The 20,755-nt window shown below is 60.0% G+C and carries 12 protein-coding genes; 8 read left to right on the forward strand and 4 right to left on the reverse strand.

Going from position 1 to position 20,755, the window contains the following annotated elements:
• The first annotated feature begins 100 nt into the window (after window positions 1-100).
• The 4 genes from QZR14_RS25930 to QZR14_RS25945 all read left to right on the forward strand — a co-directional run bounded on the left by QZR14_RS25930 (window position 101) and on the right by QZR14_RS25945 (window position 8,033).
• Entirely contained in the window at window positions 101-3,208 is a 3,108-nt protein-coding gene (locus tag QZR14_RS25930) for an efflux RND transporter permease subunit (RefSeq protein ID WP_250604928.1), read from the forward strand.
• Entirely contained in the window at window positions 3,205-4,677 is a 1,473-nt protein-coding gene (locus tag QZR14_RS25935; protein WP_311998090.1) for an efflux transporter outer membrane subunit, read from the forward strand. Before QZR14_RS25930 ends, QZR14_RS25935 begins: the two co-directional genes overlap by 4 nt.
• Window positions 4,678-5,024: 347 nt before the next feature.
• A complete protein-coding gene (locus tag QZR14_RS25940; RefSeq protein WP_311998091.1) occupies window positions 5,025-7,106 on the forward strand; it encodes a putative bifunctional diguanylate cyclase/phosphodiesterase in 2,082 nt (693 codons plus the stop codon).
• Between the two features lie 180 nt (window positions 7,107-7,286).
• Window positions 7,287-8,033 carry an SDR family oxidoreductase gene (locus tag QZR14_RS25945; RefSeq protein WP_250604931.1) on the forward strand — a complete coding sequence of 249 codons (747 nt, stop codon included), beginning with the start codon at window positions 7,287-7,289 and terminating at the stop codon, window positions 8,031-8,033.
• 149 nt (window positions 8,034-8,182) lie between these two features.
• On the opposite strand, the gene mapR is transcribed toward QZR14_RS25945, so the two are convergent.
• The 3 genes from mapR to QZR14_RS25960 all read right to left on the reverse strand — a co-directional run bounded on the left by mapR (window position 8,183) and on the right by QZR14_RS25960 (window position 11,827).
• Window positions 8,183-9,592: a GntR family transcriptional regulator MpaR gene (mapR, locus tag QZR14_RS25950; RefSeq protein ID WP_007919188.1), complete on the reverse strand. Its 1,410-nt coding sequence runs from the start codon at window positions 9,590-9,592 to the stop codon at window positions 8,183-8,185.
• Window positions 9,593-9,940: 348 nt separating this feature from the next.
• Window positions 9,941-11,383 carry a cytochrome c oxidase accessory protein CcoG gene (gene ccoG, locus QZR14_RS25955; protein ID WP_250604932.1) on the reverse strand — a complete coding sequence of 481 codons (1,443 nt, stop codon included), beginning with the start codon at window positions 11,381-11,383 and terminating at the stop codon, window positions 9,941-9,943.
• Window positions 11,384-11,578: 195 nt separating this feature from the next.
• Window positions 11,579-11,827, reverse strand: coding sequence for a DUF3203 family protein (locus tag QZR14_RS25960; RefSeq protein ID WP_311998093.1), 249 nt, complete (start codon window positions 11,825-11,827; stop codon window positions 11,579-11,581).
• Window positions 11,828-11,950: 123 nt separating this feature from the next.
• On the opposite strand from QZR14_RS25960, the gene QZR14_RS25965 reads away from it, so the two are divergent.
• On the forward strand, window positions 11,951-12,463 hold the full coding sequence (locus QZR14_RS25965) for an MgtC/SapB family protein (protein WP_311998094.1): 513 nt from the start codon (window positions 11,951-11,953) through the stop codon (window positions 12,461-12,463).
• Window positions 12,464-12,583: 120 nt separating this feature from the next.
• Here QZR14_RS25965 and QZR14_RS25970 read toward each other — a convergent pair whose 3' ends face one another.
• On the reverse strand, window positions 12,584-12,742 hold the full coding sequence (locus tag QZR14_RS25970; RefSeq protein ID WP_016985118.1) for a hypothetical protein: 159 nt from the start codon (window positions 12,740-12,742) through the stop codon (window positions 12,584-12,586).
• Between the two features lie 217 nt (window positions 12,743-12,959).
• Between QZR14_RS25970 and QZR14_RS25975 the strand changes: the two genes are divergently transcribed.
• The 3 genes from QZR14_RS25975 to glgB all read left to right on the forward strand — a co-directional run bounded on the left by QZR14_RS25975 (window position 12,960) and on the right by glgB (window position 20,675).
• Complete coding sequence (locus QZR14_RS25975; RefSeq protein WP_311998095.1) at window positions 12,960-14,957, forward strand: alpha-1,4-glucan--maltose-1-phosphate maltosyltransferase; 1,998 nt, start codon at window positions 12,960-12,962, stop codon at window positions 14,955-14,957.
• Window positions 14,958-15,099: 142 nt separating this feature from the next.
• Window positions 15,100-18,441: a maltose alpha-D-glucosyltransferase gene (treS, locus tag QZR14_RS25980; protein ID WP_311998096.1), complete on the forward strand. Its 3,342-nt coding sequence runs from the start codon at window positions 15,100-15,102 to the stop codon at window positions 18,439-18,441.
• 2 nt (window positions 18,442-18,443) lie between these two features.
• Complete coding sequence (gene glgB, locus QZR14_RS25985) at window positions 18,444-20,675, forward strand: 1,4-alpha-glucan branching protein GlgB (RefSeq protein ID WP_311998097.1); 2,232 nt, start codon at window positions 18,444-18,446, stop codon at window positions 20,673-20,675.
• Window positions 20,676-20,755 lie beyond the last annotated feature (80 nt).

Genomic DNA, 20,755 nt, shown 5'->3' on the forward strand with positions numbered 1-20,755 from the left:
AAAGCGGCCTGTCAGGCAACATCATTGTTGAATACAAGATTGCATTCGCGAGCAGGCTCGCTCCCACAGGGATCTGCGGTGAAGGCGGAGATCGCGGTCAATGAACCTCTCCGGTCCTTTCATCAAGCGCCCGGTCGCCACAATGCTGCTGAGCCTGGCGATCATGCTGCTGGGCGGTGTCAGTTTCGGCCTGTTGCCGGTGTCGCCACTGCCGCAGATGGATTTCCCGGTGATCGTCGTGCAGGCCAGTCTGCCGGGCGCGAGTCCGGAGGTGATGGCCTCGACGGTGGCGACGCCGCTGGAGCGTTCCTTCGGTGCGATCGCCGGCGTTAACACCATGAGCAGCCGCTCCAGTCAGGGTTCGACCCGGGTCATTCTGCAATTTGATCTCGACCGCGACATCAACGGTGCCGCGCGGGAAGTGCAGGCGGCGATCAACGCTTCGCGCAATCTGCTGCCGAGCGGGATGCGCAGCATGCCGACCTACAAGAAGGTCAACCCGTCGCAGGCGCCGATCATGGTGCTGTCGCTGACCTCCGATGTCCTTGAAAAAGGCCAGCTCTACGATTTGGCCTCGACCATTCTTTCCCAGAGCCTGTCGCAAGTGCAGGGTGTCGGCGAAGTGCAGATCGGCGGCAGTTCGCTGCCAGCGGTGCGTATCGAACTCGAACCGCAGGCGCTGAACCAGTACGGCGTGGCGCTCGACGATGTACGCAAGACCATCGCCGATGCCAACGTACGCCGGCCGAAGGGTTCGGTCGAGGACGGTCAACGCCTGTGGCAGATCCAGGCCAATGACCAGCTGGAAAAAGCCAAGGATTACGAATCACTGATCATCCACTACGCCGACGGCGCTGCGCTGCGCCTCAAGGACGTGGCCAAGGTCAGCGACGGCGTCGAAGACCGCTACAACAGCGGTTTCTTCAACGATGACGCGGCGGTGCTGCTGGTGATCAACCGCCAGGCTGGCGCCAACATCATCGAGACGGTCAACGAGATCAAGGCACAACTGCCGGCCTTGCAAGCGGTGTTGCCGGCCAGTGTGAAGCTCAATCTGGCCATGGACCGTTCGCCAGTCATCAAAGCCACGCTGCACGAAGCCGAGATGACCCTGCTGATTGCCGTGGCGCTGGTGATTCTGGTGGTGTTCCTGTTCCTCGGTAACTTCCGCGCCTCGCTGATTCCGACATTGGCGGTGCCGGTGTCGCTGGTCGGCACCTTTGCGGTGATGTACCTCTACGGTTTTTCGCTGAACAACCTGTCGCTGATGGCCCTTATCCTCGCCACTGGCCTGGTGGTGGATGACGCGATTGTCGTGCTGGAGAACATTTCCCGGCACATCGACGAAGGCGTCAAACCGATGCAGGCCGCGTACCTCGGGGCCAAGGAAGTCGGTTTCACCTTGTTGTCGATGAACGTCTCGCTGGTGGCGGTGTTCCTCTCGATCCTGTTCATGGGCGGGATTGTCGAGAGCCTGTTTCGTGAGTTTTCCATCACCCTGGCGGCAGCCATCGTCGTGTCGCTGGTGGTTTCGCTGACGTTGACACCGATGCTCTGCGCCCGTTGGCTCAAGCCGCACACGCCGGGCCAGGAAAACCGCCTGCAACGCTGGAGCCGCCGCACCAACGACTGGATGGTCGGCAAATACGCCACCAGCCTCGACTGGGTGCTGCGCCACCGGCGTCTGACCTTGCTCAGTCTGCTGATCACCGTGGGCGTCAATGTCGCGTTGTATGTAGTGGTGCCGAAAACCTTCATGCCGCAGCAGGACACCGGCCAGTTGATCGGTTTTGTGCGCGGTGACGACGGCCTGTCGTTCAGCGTGATGCAGCCGAAAATGGAAACCTTCCGCCGCGCGGTGCTCAAGGACGACGCGGTGGAAAGTGTGGCCGGGTTCATTGGCGGCAATAACGGCACCAACAACGCGTTCATGATCGTGCGTCTGAAACCGATCAAGGAGCGTCAGCTGTCGGCGCAGAAAGTCATCGAGCGCCTGCGCAAGGAAATGCCCAAGGTGCCTGGTGCGCAGTTGATGCTGATGGCTGACCAGGATCTGCAATTTGGCGGCGGGCGCGAGCAGACCAGTTCGCAATACAGCTACATCCTGCAAAGCGGCGACCTCGGCGAGTTGCGTAAATGGTTCCCGAAAGTGGTCGCGGCACTGCGAGCCCTGCCCGAACTGACCGCCATCGATGCCCGTGAAGGCGCCGGGGCGCAACAAGTGACGCTGATTGTCGACCGTGACCAGGCCAAACGCCTCGGTGTCGACATGGACATGGTCACGGCCGTGCTGAACAACGCCTACAGCCAGCGGCAGATTTCGACGATCTACGACAGCCTCAACCAGTATCAGGTGGTGATGGAGGTCAATCCGAAATACGCCCAGGACCCGGTGACGCTCAAGCAGGTGCAGGTGATCACCGCTGACGGTGCGCGGGTGCCGCTGTCGACGTTCGCTCATTACGAAAACAGCCTGGAAGACGACCGCGTCAGCCACGAAGGCCAGTTCGCTTCCGAAGACATCTCCTTCGACATGGCCGAAGGCGTGACGGTGGAGCAGGGCAGTGCTGCGATCGAGCGGGCGATTGCCAAGCTCGGCTTGCCGGAAGACATCATCGCGAAAATGGCCGGTACTGCCGATGCCTTTGCCGCGACGCAGAAGAGCCAGCCGTTCATGATTCTCGGCGCGTTGCTGGCGGTGTATCTGGTGCTGGGCGTGTTGTATGAAAGCTACATCCATCCGCTGACGATTCTGTCGACCCTGCCGTCGGCCGGTGTCGGCGCGTTGCTGTCGATCTATGCGCTGGGCGGCGAGTTCAGCCTGATCTCGTTGCTCGGGTTGTTCCTGCTGATTGGCGTGGTAAAGAAAAACGCGATTCTGATGATCGACCTGGCTTTGCAACTGGAGCGGCATCAGGGCCTGTCGCCGCTGGAGTCGATCCGCAGCGCCTGTCTGCAACGGCTACGGCCGATTCTGATGACCACGCTGGCGGCGATTCTTGGTGCCTTGCCATTGCTGCTCGGCCGGGCCGAGGGCGCGGAAATGCGCCAGCCGCTGGGCCTGACCATCATCGGCGGGCTGATTTTCAGCCAGGTGCTGACGCTTTACACCACACCTGTGGTTTACCTCTATCTCGACAAGCTGCGCCATCGTTTCAACAAATGGCGTGGCGTGCGTACTGACGCCGCTCTGGAAACTCCGCTATGACTGACCGTTCGCTTATCAATCTGGCCACTGCTCGGGGCTCGCGCTTGCTGAGCCTGTCACTGTGCGTGGCGATGCTCAGTGCCTGCGCCGTCGGCCCGGACTACCAACGCCCGCAAACTGCGCAAATTGCCCAGTACAAGGAGGCCGAGGGCTGGACTCAGGCCAACCCGAGCGATTCGCTGGCCCGTGGTGCCTGGTGGGAGTTGTACGGCGATCAGCAACTCAACGGGTTGATCGAAAAGCTCAACAATTCCAACCAGACCGTCGCGCAGTCGGAAGCCCAGTACCGTCAGGCTCAGGCCTTGGTGCGCAGTGCCCGTGGCGCGTTTTATCCCAAAGTGGATTTGAGCCTGGGCAAAACCCGCTCCAGTCAGGGCACTGGCAGCAGCAGTTCGAGCCTGAGCAGTTCGTCCAGTGGCATCCGCGACACCTATAACGCCGAGCTGGGCGTCAGTTGGGAAGCCGACGTCTGGGGCAAATTGCGCCGTGGCCTGGAAGCCGATGAGGCCAGCGCCCAGGCCAGTTTTGCCGATCTGGCGGCCATGCGCCTGAGTCAGCAATCGGAGCTGGTGCAGAACTACCTGCAACTGCGCGTGATCGATCAGCAGAAACGTCTGCTCGAAGCCACGGTCGCCGCCTACGAACGCTCGCTGAAAATGACGCAGAACCAGTACCGCGCCGGGGTTTCCGGGCGCGATGCGGTGGCGCAGGCGCAGACTCAACTGAAAAGCACCCAGGCTGATCTGGTCGACCTGATCTGGCAGCGTGCGCAGTTCGAAAATGCGATTGCCGTACTGACCGGGCAAGCGCCGGCGGACTTCAACATTGCCGAAGTGCAGACCATTCCGAAGCTGCCGCAGGTGCCGTTGAGCCTGCCCTCGCAGTTGCTGGAGCGGCGCCCGGACATCGCTTCGGCGGAGCGTTCGGTGATTGCCGCCAACGCCAATATCGGCGTGGCCAAAGCGGCGTATTACCCCGACCTGACCCTGAGCCTGAGCGGCGGCTACAGCAGCAGTACCTCGCAGAACCTGGTCAGCCTGCCGAACCGTTTCTGGTCGGTCGGGCCGAAACTGGCGCTGCCGCTGTTTGACGGGGGCATTCGTTCGGCAGAAGTCGACCGCACCGAGGCGGTGTATGACCAAACCGTGGCCAAATACCGCCAGACCGTGCTCGACGGTTTCCGCGAGGTGGAAAACTATCTGGTGCAGCTCAAGGTGTACGAAGACGAAGCGGCGGTGCGCCAGGAAGCGCTGGATGCGGCCCGCGACTCCCTGCGCCTGACCGAAAACCAGTACAAGGCTGGTCTGATTGCTTACATCGATGTCGTGGTCGTGCAGGCCACGGCGCTGAGCAACGAGCGCAACGTGCTGAACATCCTGCAAAGCCGCTTGATTGCCAGCGTGCAGTTGATTGCCGCGCTGGGCGGCGGTTGGGATGGGCAACTGGATGTCAGCGATAACACCCGCTGAAGGTTGGCTTCACTGATCGTTCCCACACTCTGCGTGGGAATGCCTCAATGGACGCTCCGCGTTCGGCTTTGAAGGGACGCGGAGCGTCCCGGGCTGCATTCCCACGCGGAGCGTGGGAACGATCAAATGAGAGAGCCCATTCGCGAGCAGGCTCGCTCCCACAATGATCGCGCAAGGTTCAGAAAGCCCCCTTTCAGAGGCATCTCGAACGATCAAACAAGCGTTTCATCGGCTTGATGGCAATTTGATTACTTTGTCAGTGCGTTCTTCCGCGTAATCAGTACAATCGCCGCATTTGCCCGACCGAGAACGGACGCAAGTCGCGTCGGGTGGCCACGAGAAATCCCATGCTCATCGGTAGTTATTCCTCCACCCTGGTTTTCATTTCGTTGTGCGTGGCGATCCTCGCTTCCTACACCGCGCTCGACCTCACCGGTCGCATTGCCACGGCCAAGGGCCGTGCGGTGCATTTCTGGACCGCCGGCGGTGCATTTGCTATGGGCATCGGCGTCTGGTCGATGCATTTCATTGGCATGCTCGCCTTCAAACTGCCGATTGACCTTGGTTACGACATCACCCTGACCGCGCTCTCACTGTTGATTGCCGTGTTGTCCTGCGGCTTCGCCTTGTGGCTGGTCAGCCAGCCGAAACTGCCAATTCTGCAACTGGCTTTTGGCGCGTTGATCATGGGTGCCGGGATCAGTGCCATGCATTACACCGGCATGGCGGCGATGCGCATGACGCCGGGAATCGACTACGACCCGACGCTGTTTGGCGCCTCATTGCTGATTGCGGTCGGCGCGTCGGCTGCGGCGCTGTGGATTGCCTTCCGCCTGCGTCAGCACTCGCCGTATGTGCGCCTGATTCGTGCCGGCGCGGCGATCATCATGGGTATCGCCATTGTCGGCATGCACTACACTGGCATGGCCGCCGCGCAATTTCCTGACGGCAGTTTCTGCGGTGCCACCGTCAACGGTTTGAAGGGCAATGGCCTCGACAGTCTGGTGCTGATCACCACGCTGGCGGTGCTGTCGATTGCCCTGCTGACCTCGATTCTCGACGCACGCCTTGAAGCGCGCACAGCCGATCTGGCGCATTCGTTGACCGTGGCCAATCGCGAACTCACGCAACTGGCCCTGCACGACACCCTGACCGGTCTGCCGAACCGCATGCTGCTCGACGACCGGATCAATCAGGCGATGAAAAAGGTCCAGGAGCAGGGCGGCTGTTTTGCCTTGATGTTCATCGATCTGGACGGCTTCAAACCGGTCAACGATGCCTTCGGTCATCACATGGGCGATCAGTTGTTGCGCGAAGTGGGCGTGCGTCTGCGCGAAGACTTGCGCGGCCAGGACACCTTGGCGCGCATTGGTGGCGATGAGTTCGTGCTGCTCGTGCGCCTGACCGAACCCAATGACGCGCTGGGGCTGGCGGCACGTCAGGTCGGCCTGATCGCACAATCGTTCCGTGTCGCCGAGCATGACTTGCAGATCTCCGCCAGTGTCGGTATCGCCCTGTACCCGGGCAATGGCCAGACCGCGCAAGAATTGTTGATGAACGCCGACGCGGCGATGTACCACGCCAAGGGCGGCGGAAAAAACGGTTACAGCTTCTTCGATGCATCGATGAACAACAACGCCCGCAAGCAGTTGCAGTTGTTGCAGGACCTGCGCGCGGCGCTGGAACACAGCCAGTTCAGCTTGCATTACCAACCCAAATTCGACGCCGCCAACGGCCGCCCGGTCGGGGCTGAAGCGCTGCTGCGCTGGCAACACCCGATCCACGGCATGCTGATGCCGGACAAGTTTATCGACCTGGCCGAGAAATCCGGTCTGATCATTCCGATCGGTGACTGGGTGCTCAACGAAGCCTGTCGCCAGATGCGCGAATGGTACGTGCTCGGTTACACCGATTGGCGTATCGCGGTGAACCTGTCGGCGTTGCAGTTCTGCCACACGGGGCTGGTGCGCAGCGTGGCCAAGGCGCTGGCTACTCACCACTTGCCGGCCAACAGCCTGACCCTGGAAATCACCGAGACCACGGCCATGAGCGACGCCGATGCGAGCATGATGGTGTTGCAGGAACTCTCGGACATGGGCGTCGATCTGTCGATCGATGACTTTGGCACCGGTTACTCCAGCCTGATGTACCTCAAGCGCTTGCCGGCCAACGAGCTGAAGATTGATCGTGGGTTTGTGCGCGATCTGGAGCATGACAGCGACGATGCGGCGATTGTCTCGGCGATTGTCGCGTTGGGGCAGGCACTGGGTTTGCGCATTGTCGCTGAAGGTGTCGAGACCGGTGTGCAGCAGGCGTTTCTGACTGAACTGGGCTGTGATTCGTTGCAGGGTTATCTGCTGGGGCATCCGATGCCGGCGGAAAAATTCATGCAGGATATTGCTCGAACTCAGCAGTTAGCGGCGGTCTGATCGAGCGCGTTATCGTTCTTTGCGAGCAAGCTCGCTCCCACATTTGGAATGCATCCCCCTGTGGGAGCGAGCTTGCTCGCGAAGGCGTCTGCTCAGACACCACAGACTCCATGCAAAACCCGCCAATGGCGGTTATTCTTCCCCCCGACTGTTACGTGTGCATTTGGGGGAAAGGCCAGCATGGATAAAGTCATTGTGATCACCGGTGGCGGGCGCGGGATTGGCGCGGCCACGGCGCTGTTGGCTGCCGAGCAAGGCTATCGGATCTGCATCAACTATCAGTCGGATGAACAGGCCGCGCACAGCGTACTGGAGCAGGTCCGCGCATTGGGCGCCCAGGCCATCGCCGTACGTGCCGACGTCAGCATCGAAGACGAAGTGATCGCGCTGTTCCATCGGGTCGACACCGAGTTGGGCCGGGTCACGGCACTGGTGAACAACGCCGGCACCGTCGGACAAAAGTCGCGGGTCGACGAAATGTCCGAATTCCGTATCCTCAAAATCATGAAAACCAATGTCCTGGCGCCGATTCTTTGCGCCAAGCACGCGATCCTGCGCATGTCGCCCAAACACGGCGGGCAGGGCGGCAGCATCGTCAATGTGTCGTCGGTGGCCGCGCGTCTGGGCTCGCCGAACGAATACGTCGATTACGCGGCGTCCAAAGGTGCGCTCGACACCTTCACTATCGGTTTGTCCAAGGAAGTCGCGGGAGAGGGGATTCGGGTCAACGCGGTGCGCCCGGGTTACATCTATACCGATTTCCACGCCTTGAGCGGCGATCCGGATCGGGTCAGCAAGCTCGAGTCGGCGATTCCGATGGCCCGTGGCGGACGGCCGGATGAGGTGGCGGAAGCGATTGTCTGGTTGTTGTCGGATAAGGCTTCGTATGCGACGGGTACGTTTGTTGATTTGGGGGGCGGGCGCTGATCTTTGAGATTTGTGTTGCCTGATCCGGCCCCATCGCTGGCAAGCCAGCTCCCACAGGTTTCTGTGTCGTACACAACCTATGCGGTGACAGAGATCACTGTGGGAGCTGGCTTGCCAGCGATGGCGCCAGCACAGGCAACATCCAACTGTCAGAACGACCGCACAATCCGCCCCAACGTCTCCATCGCCTTTTCCGAGTCCTCGGTCCAAGGGCTGCCATAGTTCAACCGAATGCAATTGCGGAAGCGCTGCGTCGGCGAGAAAATCGGCCCCGGCGCAATGCTGATCCCCTGCGCCAGTGCCATCTGAAACAACTTCAATGAATCCATTTGCGGTGGCAGTTCCAGCCACAAAAAGTAGCCGCCCGCCGGTTGGCTGACCCGCGTCTGCGCCGGGAAGTAGCGGGCGATCGCCGCGAGCATTGCGCTCTGCTGTTCTTCCAGTGCGTAACGCAGTTTGCGCAGGTGGCGGTCATAACCGCCGTGTTGCAGGTAGTCGGCAATCGCTGCTTGTGCGGGCATCGAGGCGCACAGCGAAGTCATCAGTTTCAGACGTTCGATTTTCTGCGCGTAACGTCCGGCGGCGACCCAGCCGATGCGGTAGCCGGGGGCCAGGCTTTTGGCGAACGAACCGCAGTGCATCACCAGCCCTTCAGTGTCGAATGCCTTGGCCGGTTTCGGCGCCTGCTGGCCGTAATAGAGTTCGGCGTAGACGTCGTCTTCGATCAGCGGCACTTGGTGGCGGCGCAGCAGTTCGACCAGTTCCTGTTTCTTCGCCTCAGGCATGGTTGCGCCCATCGGGTTCTGGAAACTGGTCATGCACCAGCAAGCCTTGATCGGATGGCGTTCCAGGGTTTGCGCGAGCACGCCGAGGTCGATGCCGTCGCGCGGGTGCACGGGAATTTCCACGGCTTTGAGTTTCAGCCGTTCGAGCACTTGCAGGCTGGCGTAGAACGCCGGGGCTTCGATGGCCACCAGATCGCCCGGTTCGGTGACGGCTTGCAGGCACAGGTTCAACGCTTCAAGGGCGCCGTTGGTGATCAGCAATTCTTCCATCGGCAGCATCAACCCGCCGACCATGTAGCGCAGGGCAATCTGCCGGCGCAGTTGCGGGTTGCCCGGTGACATGTCGGTGACAACCATGCGCGGATCCATCTCGCGTGCGGCGCTGGCCAGCGAACGCGACAGGCGCTGCAACGGGAACAGGGTCGGGCTGGGGAACGCTGAGCCGAATGGCACGGTGCTCGGGTCCTTGATCGAATCGAGGACCGAGAACACCAGTTCGCTGACGTCGACTTCGGTGGAATCGTTGACGTGGCTGCTGATCACCGGTTCCGAGAACGGGCTCGGCGCGTGGGTGTTGACGAAATAGCCGGAGCGCGGTCGCGCGCGGATCAGGCCGCGGCGTTCGAGCAGGTAATAGGCCTGGAACACCGTGGACGGGCTGACCCCGTAGGTCTGGCTGGCGTAACGCACCGAAGGCACGCGCTGGCCGGGGCCAAGGACGCCGGAGCGGATCAGTTCAGCGATGTCGTCGGCGAATTTTTCGTAGCGTTTCATCGAGGAGCCTTGGTGCTGGTTGATGATGAGGTGTGTCAGGGGAACTGCCCCTCACCCTAGCCCTCTCCCAGAGGGAGAGGGGACTGATTGGGGGATGCTTGGGAACTACACCGACCTGAAAGTGCTTTGCTGAATCCGTAATCGACTCAGCCTGAAAATGTTTTGCTGAATCCTCAATCGACTCAGCCTGAAAGTGCTTTGCTGAATCCATAGTCGATTCAGCCTGAAAATGCTTTGCTGAATCCATAATCGACTCGGTCTGTCAGGTCGATGTATAGCGACAGACACCTCGGTCGGCCCCCTCTACCCCTGGGAGAGGGCTGGGGTGAGGGAGCGGATTCTAACGGCTCAACGATTCATCGGCGCAACAAACCTGCTCTTCGCCACGCTGTAAACCTCCGGCTCATCGCTGTCGGCAATCTTGAAACTCAAGGTCTGCGAACTGCTGGCCGGGCGTTCCGTGGTCATCGCCACCGACACTGGCACATCGACAATTTCCCCCGGGGCCAGGCTCAACTCGGTCTTGCCTTGCAACTGGAAGCCGTCACCGTCGACCAGGCTCAGGTTGTAGTCTTGGCGCTGCTGGGTCTTGTTGATGACCTTAAGGGTGTAGATGTTTTCGATCTGGCCCTGACCGTTCTCGCGGAACAACCCGCGATCCTTGGTTACATCCAGCGAAACCATTGGCCGTTCGACCAGCGCCAGTGCCAATGCGCCGATCATCGCCACCAGCACCACGGTGTAGCCGATCAGACGCGGGCGCAGCAGGTGGGTTTTGCCACCCTGCAACTCGCGCTCGGAACTGTAGCGGATCAACCCGCGCGGGTAGTTCATTTTGTCCATGATCGAATCGCAGGCGTCGATGCACGCCGCGCAGCCGATGCATTCCATCTGCAAGCCGTCGCGGATGTCGATGCCGGTCGGGCAGACCTGCACGCACAACTGGCAGTCGATGCAATCACCGAGGCCGGCTTCAAGCGGTTTCACGTCGCGCTTGCGCGGGCCACGGTTTTCGCCACGGGCAACGTCATAGGAGATCGCCAGGGTGTCCTTATCGAACATCACGCTCTGGAACCGCGCATACGGACACATGTGCATGCACACCGCCTCGCGCAGCCAACCGGCGTTGATGTAAGTCGCAGCGGTGAAAAACAGCACCCAGAACAGGCTGACCCCGCCGATTTGCAGGGTCAGCAGTTCTTCGGCCAGTGGCCGGATCGGCGTGAAGTAACCGACAAAGGTCAGGCCGGTCAGCACGCTGATTGCCAGCCACAGGGTGTGCTTGGCCGCACGCCGCGCCAGTTTGTTCAGGCTCCACGGCGCAGCTTGCAGTTTGATGCGTTGGTTGCGCTCGCCTTCGGTGATCTTCTCGCACCACATGAAGATCCACGTCCACGAACTCTGCGGGCAGGTATAGCCGCACCAGACCCGGCCAGCGAACACGGTGATGGCGAACAGGCCGAACGCGGCGATGATCAGCAGCGCGGACAGCAGAATGAAATCCTGCGGCCAGAAGGTCGCGCCGAAGATGTGAAATTTGCTTTCGGAAAGATCCCAGAGCACCGCCTGACGTCCGCCCCAGTTCAGCCACACGGTGCCGAAAAACAGCACGAACAGAAATCCCGCGCCGCTCATGCGCAGGGTGCGAAACAGACCGGTGAAGCTGCGGGTGTGGATCTGGTTGTCGCTGGACCTGGCCGTCGCCTTCATTGGGCGTGCGGGCACCTTTTTTATATGAGGAGCTATGGTTGGGGATGCTTCTACGGTTCGGACGGGGATTTGTTCGCTCATGGTTATTCGCTCATCAGCCTCCATCAGGCCAGAGCACTATGAGCGTCGATCTGTTTGCATAACAGACTCAGCTATTTCAATAAAAAGCGGATCAGATGCGATTCTGTGCAACGCCTGCGACAACTTGAAGCAGCCCACAAACAAAGGCGCAAACGCCTATATCAGGCGTTTGCGCGGGGTGTTGATCAAGGTCAGTCAAATCACCGAACCACTCTCGTCAGCCTTCAAGTGCTTGCGACCGTCCTTGGCACCCGCGACGGTCAATGCGTCAGCATCTGCTTCGGTGATGTACACGCGCCGGCCGTCTATTTCCACAAACGACATGGCCTTGTCGCTGTCCGTGAGCACTTCCAGGGTGTCGCAAATGCGGATTTCTTCACCGTTCTCGACAGTGAAAAAACATACTTTCTGTTCGGGATTGGATTCATCGACTCGAAGGGGCATGAGGGCAGTCCTTTTTTCAGGGGTGTCTGCAAGGTTAGGGCACAGGCTTCGCCGATCGTTCTGCGCAACTGATTAATGGTCGCCGCTGTCCATCGTCTATCGAGCCAATAACAAGGACTGATGATGAACGCGTGGTGGCACGAAGTGTGGGAAACCCTGCAGGCGGAATTCGCCGACGTTGCGGATGCTTCGCAATTGACGCGCATTACCGTGCGCCTGCTGATGGCGGCGGTACTGGGCGGCATCCTCGGTTTTGAACGCGAGCACAAGGGCAAGGCTGCCGGAGTGCGCACACATATGTTGGTGGCGCTGGGGGCTGCGTTGTTTGTATTGGTGCCGCAGACCTCAGGGGCGGAATCCGATGCGATGAGCCGTGTGCTGCAAGGCGTGATTGCCGGGATCGGCTTTCTCGGTGCCGGGACTATTCTGAAAAACAAGGAAGGTGATGAGGGCCATGTCAAAGGCCTGACCACGGCTGCCGGGTTGTGGATGACGGCAGCGATTGGTGTGGCGGCCGGGTTGGGCAGGGAAGCGACGGCGCTGCTCAGTACCTTCCTGGCGCTGGGCATTTTCAGCGTGATGCCGCGAATTGTACGGCTGTTCGAAAACGACGATGAAAAGAACAGACATCTGTAGCCAATGATTGCTAACCCCTGTAGGAGCTGCCGAAGGCTGCGAGCTTTTGACTTTGATTGTCTAAAACCAAGATCAAAAGATCGCAGCCTGCGGCAGCTCCTACATGAGCTACATCGGTGATCAAACGATAACGGGCGGCATCGTGCTCGGCGGTTCTTCTTTCGGCGGTGGCGTGGTGCCGGGCGGTTCCTGCTCCGGAATCGGCTGCGGCTCAGTCTCGGGCAAAGTGGGTTTGTCGATGTTGGGATCAGGCGTTTCGGCCGGGATCGGGATGTTCATCTGATGACCTCCGTGTGGCACATGGCGTGAGAAGTGCTTAAGTGGATTGACCACCCTGCACGCGATTCGATCCGCTTTTCTGACACGGCAATTTTATCTGAACTTTTCCCGGCGCCGGCCGCTCGGAACCTAAGTGAGTTCATTTCGGGGCAGGTGCTTCGTTGTGAACACTGATCCGGCACAAGAGCGTCCTTGGGGCGTTAAGGAGAGATGCTCAATGACTGCTGAAAGACCTTCTGAACTGAGCTATAACCCGCACATGCCGCTGTCGCAGGCGTTGCTGCTGCCGCGCATTGTCATCGAAAACACCATGCCGACCCTCGATGGCGGGCAGTTCGCCGTGAAGTCGATTGCCGGCCGTGAAATTGTGGTCACCAGCAAAGTATTTGCCGACGGCCACGACAAACTCGCCGTGCGCATCCGCTGGCGCGAAGAGGGCGAGGAGACCTGGCAAACCGAGGTCATGGCTGATCAGGGCAACAATGGCTGGCAAGGCCAGTTCCGCCCTGAGCACCAAGGACGCTTCCTCTATCGCATCGAAGCGTGGATCGACCATTTCGGCAGTTTCCAATATGAACTGGAGAAGAAACACAGCGCCGCTGTGCCTGTTTCGCTGGAGTTGCAGGAAGGCAGAACCATGGTGCAACAGGCCGCCGAACGCAGCGAAGGCCAGCTCAGCGAACAGCTCGCCGCGTTGCATCACGAATTGTCCGGGTTGCTCGAAACCGAGCAGGTTGCGCTATTCCTGCACTCGCGCAGTGCGCAATTGATGGCTGAGGCCGATCACCGCGCTTACCTGAGCGTCAGTCCGGAGTTCCCGGTGGACGTCGAACGCGAACTTGCTGAGTTTGCCAGTTGGTACGAACTGTTCCCGCGCTCGATCACCGACGATCCTCACCGTCACGGCACCTTCAATGACGTGCACGCGCGTTTGCCGATGATTCAGGACATGGGCTTCGACGTCCTTTACTTCACGCCGATCCACCCGATTGGCCGCGCCCATCGCAAGGGCCGCAACAATTCCCTGACCGCCGGTCCCGATGATCCGGGCAGCCCTTATGCCATCGGCAGTGAGGAGGGCGGTCACGAGGCGATTCACTCGCAACTCGGCACCCGCGAGGATTTCCGTCGACTGGTGGCCGCTGCCGCCGATCACGGTCTGGAAATCGCCCTCGACTTCGCCATTCAGTGTTCCCAGGATCACCCGTGGCTCAAACAGCATCCGGGCTGGTTCAACTGGCGTCCCGACGGCACGATCAAATACGCCGAGAACCCACCGAAGAAATATCAGGACATCGTCAACGTCGACTTCTATGCACCGGACGCGATTCCGAGCCTGTGGGTCGAGTTGCGCGACATTGTCATTGGTTGGGTCGAGGAGGGCGTGAAGATCTTTCGTGTCGACAATCCGCACACCAAGCCCCTGCCGTTCTGGCAATGGCTGATCGCCGACGTTCGCGCGCTGTACCCGGAAGTCATCTTCCTCGCCGAAGCTTTCACCACGCCGGCGATGATGGCGCGGCTGGGCAAGGTCGGGTACACCCAGAGCTATACCTATTTCACCTGGCGCAACAGCAAGACTGAGCTGGCGACGTATTTCACTGAGCTGAATGAATCGCCGTGGCGCGAATGCTACCGGCCGAACTTCTTCGTCAACACGCCGGACATCAACCCGGCGTTCCTGCACGAATCCGGGCGTCCGGGATTTCTCATCCGCGCCGCGCTGGCAACCATGGGTTCAGGCCTGTGGGGCATGTATTCGGGGTTCGAGCTGTGCGAGTCGGCGCCGGTGCCGGGCAAAGAGGAATACCTCGACTCGGAGAAGTACGAGATCCGTGTCCGCGACTTCACCGCGCCGGGCAACATCATTGCCGAGATCGCCCAGCTCAACCGTATTCGCCGGCAGAACCCGGCGCTGCACACGCATCTGGGCCTGACGGTCTACAACGCGTGGAACGACAACATCCTGTTTTTCGGCAAGCGCAGTTTTGACGGCAGCAATTTCATTCTGGTCGCGGTCAGCCTTGATCCGCACAACGTGCAGGAAGCGAATTTTGAACTGCCGCTGTGGGAAATGGGCCTGCCCGACGATGCGACCACCCACGGCGAAGACTTGATGAACGGGCATCGCTGGGACTGGCACGGCAAATACCAGTTCATGCGCATTGACCCGGCGTATCAGCCGTTCGGTATCTGGCGAATTACTGCCACCTAAGCATTGCCCAAACCCCTGTAGGAGCTGCCGAAGGCTGCGATCTTTTAGAAACAAGATCAAAAGATCGCAGCCTTCGGCAGCTCCTACAGGGGGATCAGCACAATCAGATTCTGTGCAGAAACGAATTTTTCAGGAGTTTCACATGGCGAAGAAACCCAAGGCAGCCACCTTTATCAAAGACCCGCTCTGGTACAAGGACGCGGTGATCTATCAAGTTCACGTCAAATCGTTTTTCGACTCCAACAACGACGGTATCGGCGACTTTCCCGGCCTGATTGCCAAACTCGATTACATTGCCGACCTCGGCGTCAACACCATCTGGCTGTTGCCGTTCTATCCCTCGCCACGCCGCGATGACGGCTACGACATCGCCGAATACCGTGGCGTGCACAGCGATTACGGGACCATGGCCGACGCCAAGCGTTTTATCGCCGAGGCGCACAAACGCGGCTTGCGGGTGATCACCGAACTGGTCATCAACCACACCTCCGACCAGCACCCGTGGTTCCAGCGTGCGCGCAAGGCCAAACCCGGCTCGGCGGCGCGGGACTTTTACGTGTGGTCGGATGACGACCAGAAATACGACGGCACGCGGATCATTTTTCTCGACACGGAAAAATCCAACTGGACTTGGGACCCGGTCGCCGGCCAGTACTTCTGGCACCGTTTCTATTCGCACCAACCGGACCTGAATTTCGACAATCCGCAAGTGATGAAAGCCGTGTTGTCGGTGATGCGCTACTGGCTGGACATGGGCATTGATGGTCTGCGTCTCGACGCGATCCCGTACCTGATCGAGCGTGACGGCACCAACAACGAAAACCTTCCGGAAACCCACGACGTCCTCAAGCAGATCCGCGCCGAGATCGACGCCAATTATCCCGACCGTATGCTGCTTGCCGAGGCCAACCAATGGCCGGAAGACACGCAGCTTTACTTCGGTGATACCGATGCTGAGGGCGTTAACGGTGACGAATGTCACATGGCGTTCCACTTTCCGCTGATGCCGCGCATGTACATGGCTCTGGCTCAGGAAGATCGCTTCCCGATCACCGATATTTTGCGCCAGACCCCGGAAATTCCCGCCAATTGCCAATGGGCGATTTTCCTGCGCAACCACGATGAGCTGACACTGGAGATGGTCACCGATAAAGAACGTGACTATCTGTGGAATTACTACGCCGCTGACCGTCGCGCGCGGATCAACCTAGGCATCCGCCGTCGTCTGGCGCCGTTGATGGAGCGTGATCGCCGCCGCATCGAGCTGCTCAACAGCCTGCTGCTGTCGATGCCCGGCACGCCGACCCTGTATTACGGCGACGAAATCGGCATGGGCGACAATATCTACCTGGGCGACCGCGACGGTGTGCGTACGCCGATGCAATGGTCGATCGACCGTAACGGCGGTTTCTCCCGCGCCGACCCGGCGAGTCTGGTGCTGCCGCCGATCATGGATCCGCAATACGGCTATCTGTCGGTGAACGTCGAAACCCAGTCTGGCGACCCGCATTCGCTGCTTAACTGGACCCGACGTCTTCTCGCTGTGCGCAAGCAGTCCAAGGCTTTCGGTCGCGGCACCTTGAAAATGCTGTCGCCGAACAACCGTCGCGTGCTGGCTTACACCCGCGAATTCACCGATGCCGATGGCAAGCACGAAATCATTCTGTGCGTGGCCAACGTTTCGCGCAGTGCGCAAGCGGTGGAGCTGGACCTGTCGGCCTACGTCGGCATGGTGCCGGTGGAGATGCTCGGCGGTAACGCATTCCCGCCGATTGGCCAGTTGAATTTCCTCCTGACCCTCGCGCCGTATGGTTTCTATTGGTTCGCCCTGGCGGCAGAAAACCAGATGCCGAGCTGGCACGTGGAACCGGCGCAAAGCCTGCCGGACTTCACCACGCTGGTGCTGAAAAAACGCATGGAAGAGCTGCTCGAAGCGCCGTCGCGTACGACGCTGGAGCAAAGCATCCTGCCGAGCTGGCTGCAGAATCGGCGCTGGTTCGCCGGCAAGGACGCGGCCATCGAAAAAGTGCATCTGGCTTATGGCGTGCGTTTCGGCGATGCGCAGCATCCGGTGTTGCTCAGCGAAATCGAAGTCACCAGCGGTGGGCAGACCAGTCGCTATCAACTGCCGTTCGGTTTCATTTCCGAGGATCAGGTCGGCCCGGCGCTGCCGCAGCAATTGGCCTTGTCCCGTGTACGCCGTGTACGACAGGTCGGCTTGATTACTGACGCGTTCAGCCTTGAAACCTTTGTTCGTGCGGTGCTGCAAGGCATGCAGAACAACACCGTACTGGAGTCGAGCGAGGGCGAAATCCGCTTTGCACCGACGGCGCATCTGGAAACGTTAGGCCTCGGAGCTGAGTCGGAAGTGCGTTATCTGTCCGCCGAACAATCGAACAGTTCGGTGGTGATCGGCAACAGCCTGGTGCTCAAGCTGATACGAAAAGTCGCTTCTGGCGTACACCCGGAACTGGAGATGAGCGCTTACCTGACCGAGGCCGGATTTGCCAATATCTCTCCGCTGCTCGGCTCGGTGATTCGCCGCGACGCCCAGGGCGAAGACAACCTGCTGATGATCGCTCAAGGCTATCTGAGCAATCAGGGCGACGCCTGGGAGTGGACGCAAAACAACCTCGAGCGGGCGCTGCGCGATGAACTGGCCGATGCCATGTCAGAGCAGGAACAGCATTACAACGCCCTCGGCGAGCTGAGGGTTTTTGCCGGGATGCTCGGTCAGCGTCTGGGCGAGATGCACAAGGTGCTCGCCGCGCCCACCGACAATGCCGACTTCGCCCCGCAGGTGTCGACGGTCAAGGATATGCAGGCGACGGGCAAGGATGTCGTGGCCCAGGTCGAGCATGCTTTGAAACTGCTCAAGCAGCATCAGGGCGAACTCAGCGCAGCGGATCAGAGACTGGTGAAGAGGCTGGTCGACGAGAAGAAAACCATCCTCGCCCACGTGCAGGATCTGGCGAAAAAAGCCGTCGGCGGTTTGCGCATTCGCGTCCACGGCGACTTGCATTTGGGCCAGGTGCTGGTGATCAAGGGCGATGCCTATCTGATCGACTTTGAGGGTGAACCGGCGCGGCCATTGAGCGAGCGGCGTGGCAAACACAGTCCGTACAAAGATGTCAGCGGCGTGCTGCGCTCGTTCGATTACGCGGCCGCAATGACCATCAACGTGCACAACGTTGACCACAGCGGCGAGTCTGAAACGGCGCGGCGTCTGGTGGCCGAGCGTTATCTGCGCGAGGCCCGCGAGGCATTTGTTCAGGCATATCGCCGCGCGGCAGCTAGTCTTGATCATGCCTGGCAAGATCCTGAAGGTGCCGACGCCGCGCTGGCGTTGTTCGGCCTGGAGAAGGCGGCCTATGAAGTGGCCTATGAAGCCGAAAATCGCCCCACGTGGTTGCCCGTGCCATTGCACGGTTTGTACGGGTTGTTGACGGGGCTTAAACCCTTTTCCGATCTTGGTGGAGAGTAGTCATGAGTTTCTCGAACAAGGAACAGGGTATGGTCAAAGAAGCATTGCTGCCCTCGGCGAAAGATATCGATGCCTTGGTCCGCGCTGAACATCACGACCCTTTTTCCATTCTTGGCCCGCACGGCGATGGCGCTGGTGGGCAGTTCATTCGCGCCTATCTACCTGGTGCGTTGAGTGTCGTGGTGCTGGACAAGGACAGCGGCGAAGAACGCGGTCCACTGGAGCAGACCGAAACCCCGGGGCTGTTTGTCGGTCATTTCGATCAGGCGCGGCCGTACCAGTTGCGCACGCGTTGGGCCGGTGGCGAGCAGGTGGCGGAAGATCCTTACAGCTTCGGTCAATTGCTCGGTGAGATGGATTTGTATCTGTTCGCCGAGGGCAATCATCGCGACCTCAGTGCCTGCCTCGGCGCGCAACTGAAAACCGTCGATGGTGTCGACGGCGTGCGCTTCGCCGTGTGGGCGCCGAATGCCCGGCGCGTGTCGGTGGTCGGCGACTTCAACGTCTGGGACGGGCGTCGCCATCCAATGCGTTTGCGTCATCCGTCCGGGGTCTGGGAGTTGTTTATTCCGCGCCTGCAAGCGGGTGAGTTGTACAAATACGAAATTCTCGGCGCCCACGGCATTCTGCCGCTCAAGGCCGACCCGATGGCACTGGCCACCAGCCTGCCGCCGGACACCGCGTCGAAAGTCGCCGAGCCGCTGCAAATCGACTGGCAGGATCACGAATGGATGAGCAGCCGCCGTGACCGCCAGAAGCATTCGGCACCTCTGTCTATCTACGAACTGCACGCTGGCTCATGGCAATGCGAACTTGATGATCTCGGCGAAGTCGCCCGCCAGTACACCTGGCCGGAGTTGGCTGAACGGCTGATTCCTTACGTCAAGGAATTGGGGTTCACCCATATCGAACTGATGCCGATCATGGAGCACCCGTTTGGCGGCTCCTGGGGTTATCAACTGCTGTCGCAATTCGCCCCGAGTGCGCGGTATGGCTCGCCGGCGCAGTTTGCCGAATTCGTCGACGCCTGCCACCGGGCCGAAATCGGTGTGATTCTCGACTGGGTGCCGGCGCATTTTCCTACCGATACCCACGGTCTCGCCCAGTTCGACGGCACGGCGCTGTACGAGTACGGCAACCCGCTGGAAGGCTTCCATCAGGATTGGGACACGCTGATCTACAACCTCGGGCGCACTGAGGTGCACGGCTACATGCTGGCTTCCGGGCTGCACTGGTTGAAGCATTTCCACGTCGACGGCCTGCGCGTCGATGCGGTGGCGTCGATGTTGTACCGCGACTATTCGCGCAAGGCCGGCGAATGGGTGCCGAACCGCCATGGCGGTCGGGAGAATCTGGAAGCTATCGACTTCCTTCGCCATTTGAATGACGTGGTTGAGCTGGAAGCGCCGGGTGCGCTGGTGATCGCCGAAGAGTCCACGGCGTGGCCGGGTGTCAGCCAGAGCACGCAGCAGGGCGGTCTGGGTTTCGCTTACAAATGGAACATGGGCTGGATGCACGATTCGCTGCATTACATTCAGCAGGATCCGGTGTACCGCGCGCACCATCACAACGAGTTGAGTTTTGGTCTGGTGTACGCCTGGTCCGAGCGCTTTATCCTGCCGATTTCCCACGATGAAGTGGTGCACGGCAAGCATTCACTGATCGACAAGATGCCCGGCGATCGCTGGCAGAAATTCGCCAACCTGCGCGCTTATCTGAGTTTCATGTGGACGCATCCGGGCAAGAAGCTGTTGTTCATGGGCTGCGAGTTTGGCCAGTGGCGCGAGTGGAATCATGATCAACAGCTGGACTGGTATCTGCTGCAGTATTCCGAGCACAAAGGCGTGCAGAAACTGGTCGGCGATCTCAATCGGCTGTATCGCGAAGAGCCGGCGCTGCACGATCAAGACGACGCGCCGCAGGGTTTTCAGTGGTTGATCGGCGACGATGCAATCAACAGCGTTTATGCCTGGCTGCGCTGGAGCAAGGAGGGTAAACCGGTGCTGGTGGTGGCCAACTTCACGCCGGTGCCGCGTCAGGCTTATCGCGTCGGTGTGCCGTTTGCCGGGCGCTGGAGCGAATTGCTCAACAGCGATGCCGACACCTATGCCGGTTCCAATTACGGCAATGGCGGCGGGGCGTTTACCGAGGAGGTGCCGAGTCATGGTCAGTCGCTGTCGCTGGAACTGAATCTGCCGCCGTTGGCGGTGTTGATCCTCAAACCTGAAGGTTGATCTAAAACCGTGTCGCTGCATTCGCGAGCAGGCTGGCTCCCACAGGGGAAATACATTCCAAATGTGGGAGCGGGCCTGCT

The organism is Pseudomonas sp. rhizo66 (genome assembly GCF_031931925.1).
Lineage (GTDB): Bacteria > Pseudomonadota > Gammaproteobacteria > Pseudomonadales > Pseudomonadaceae > Aquipseudomonas.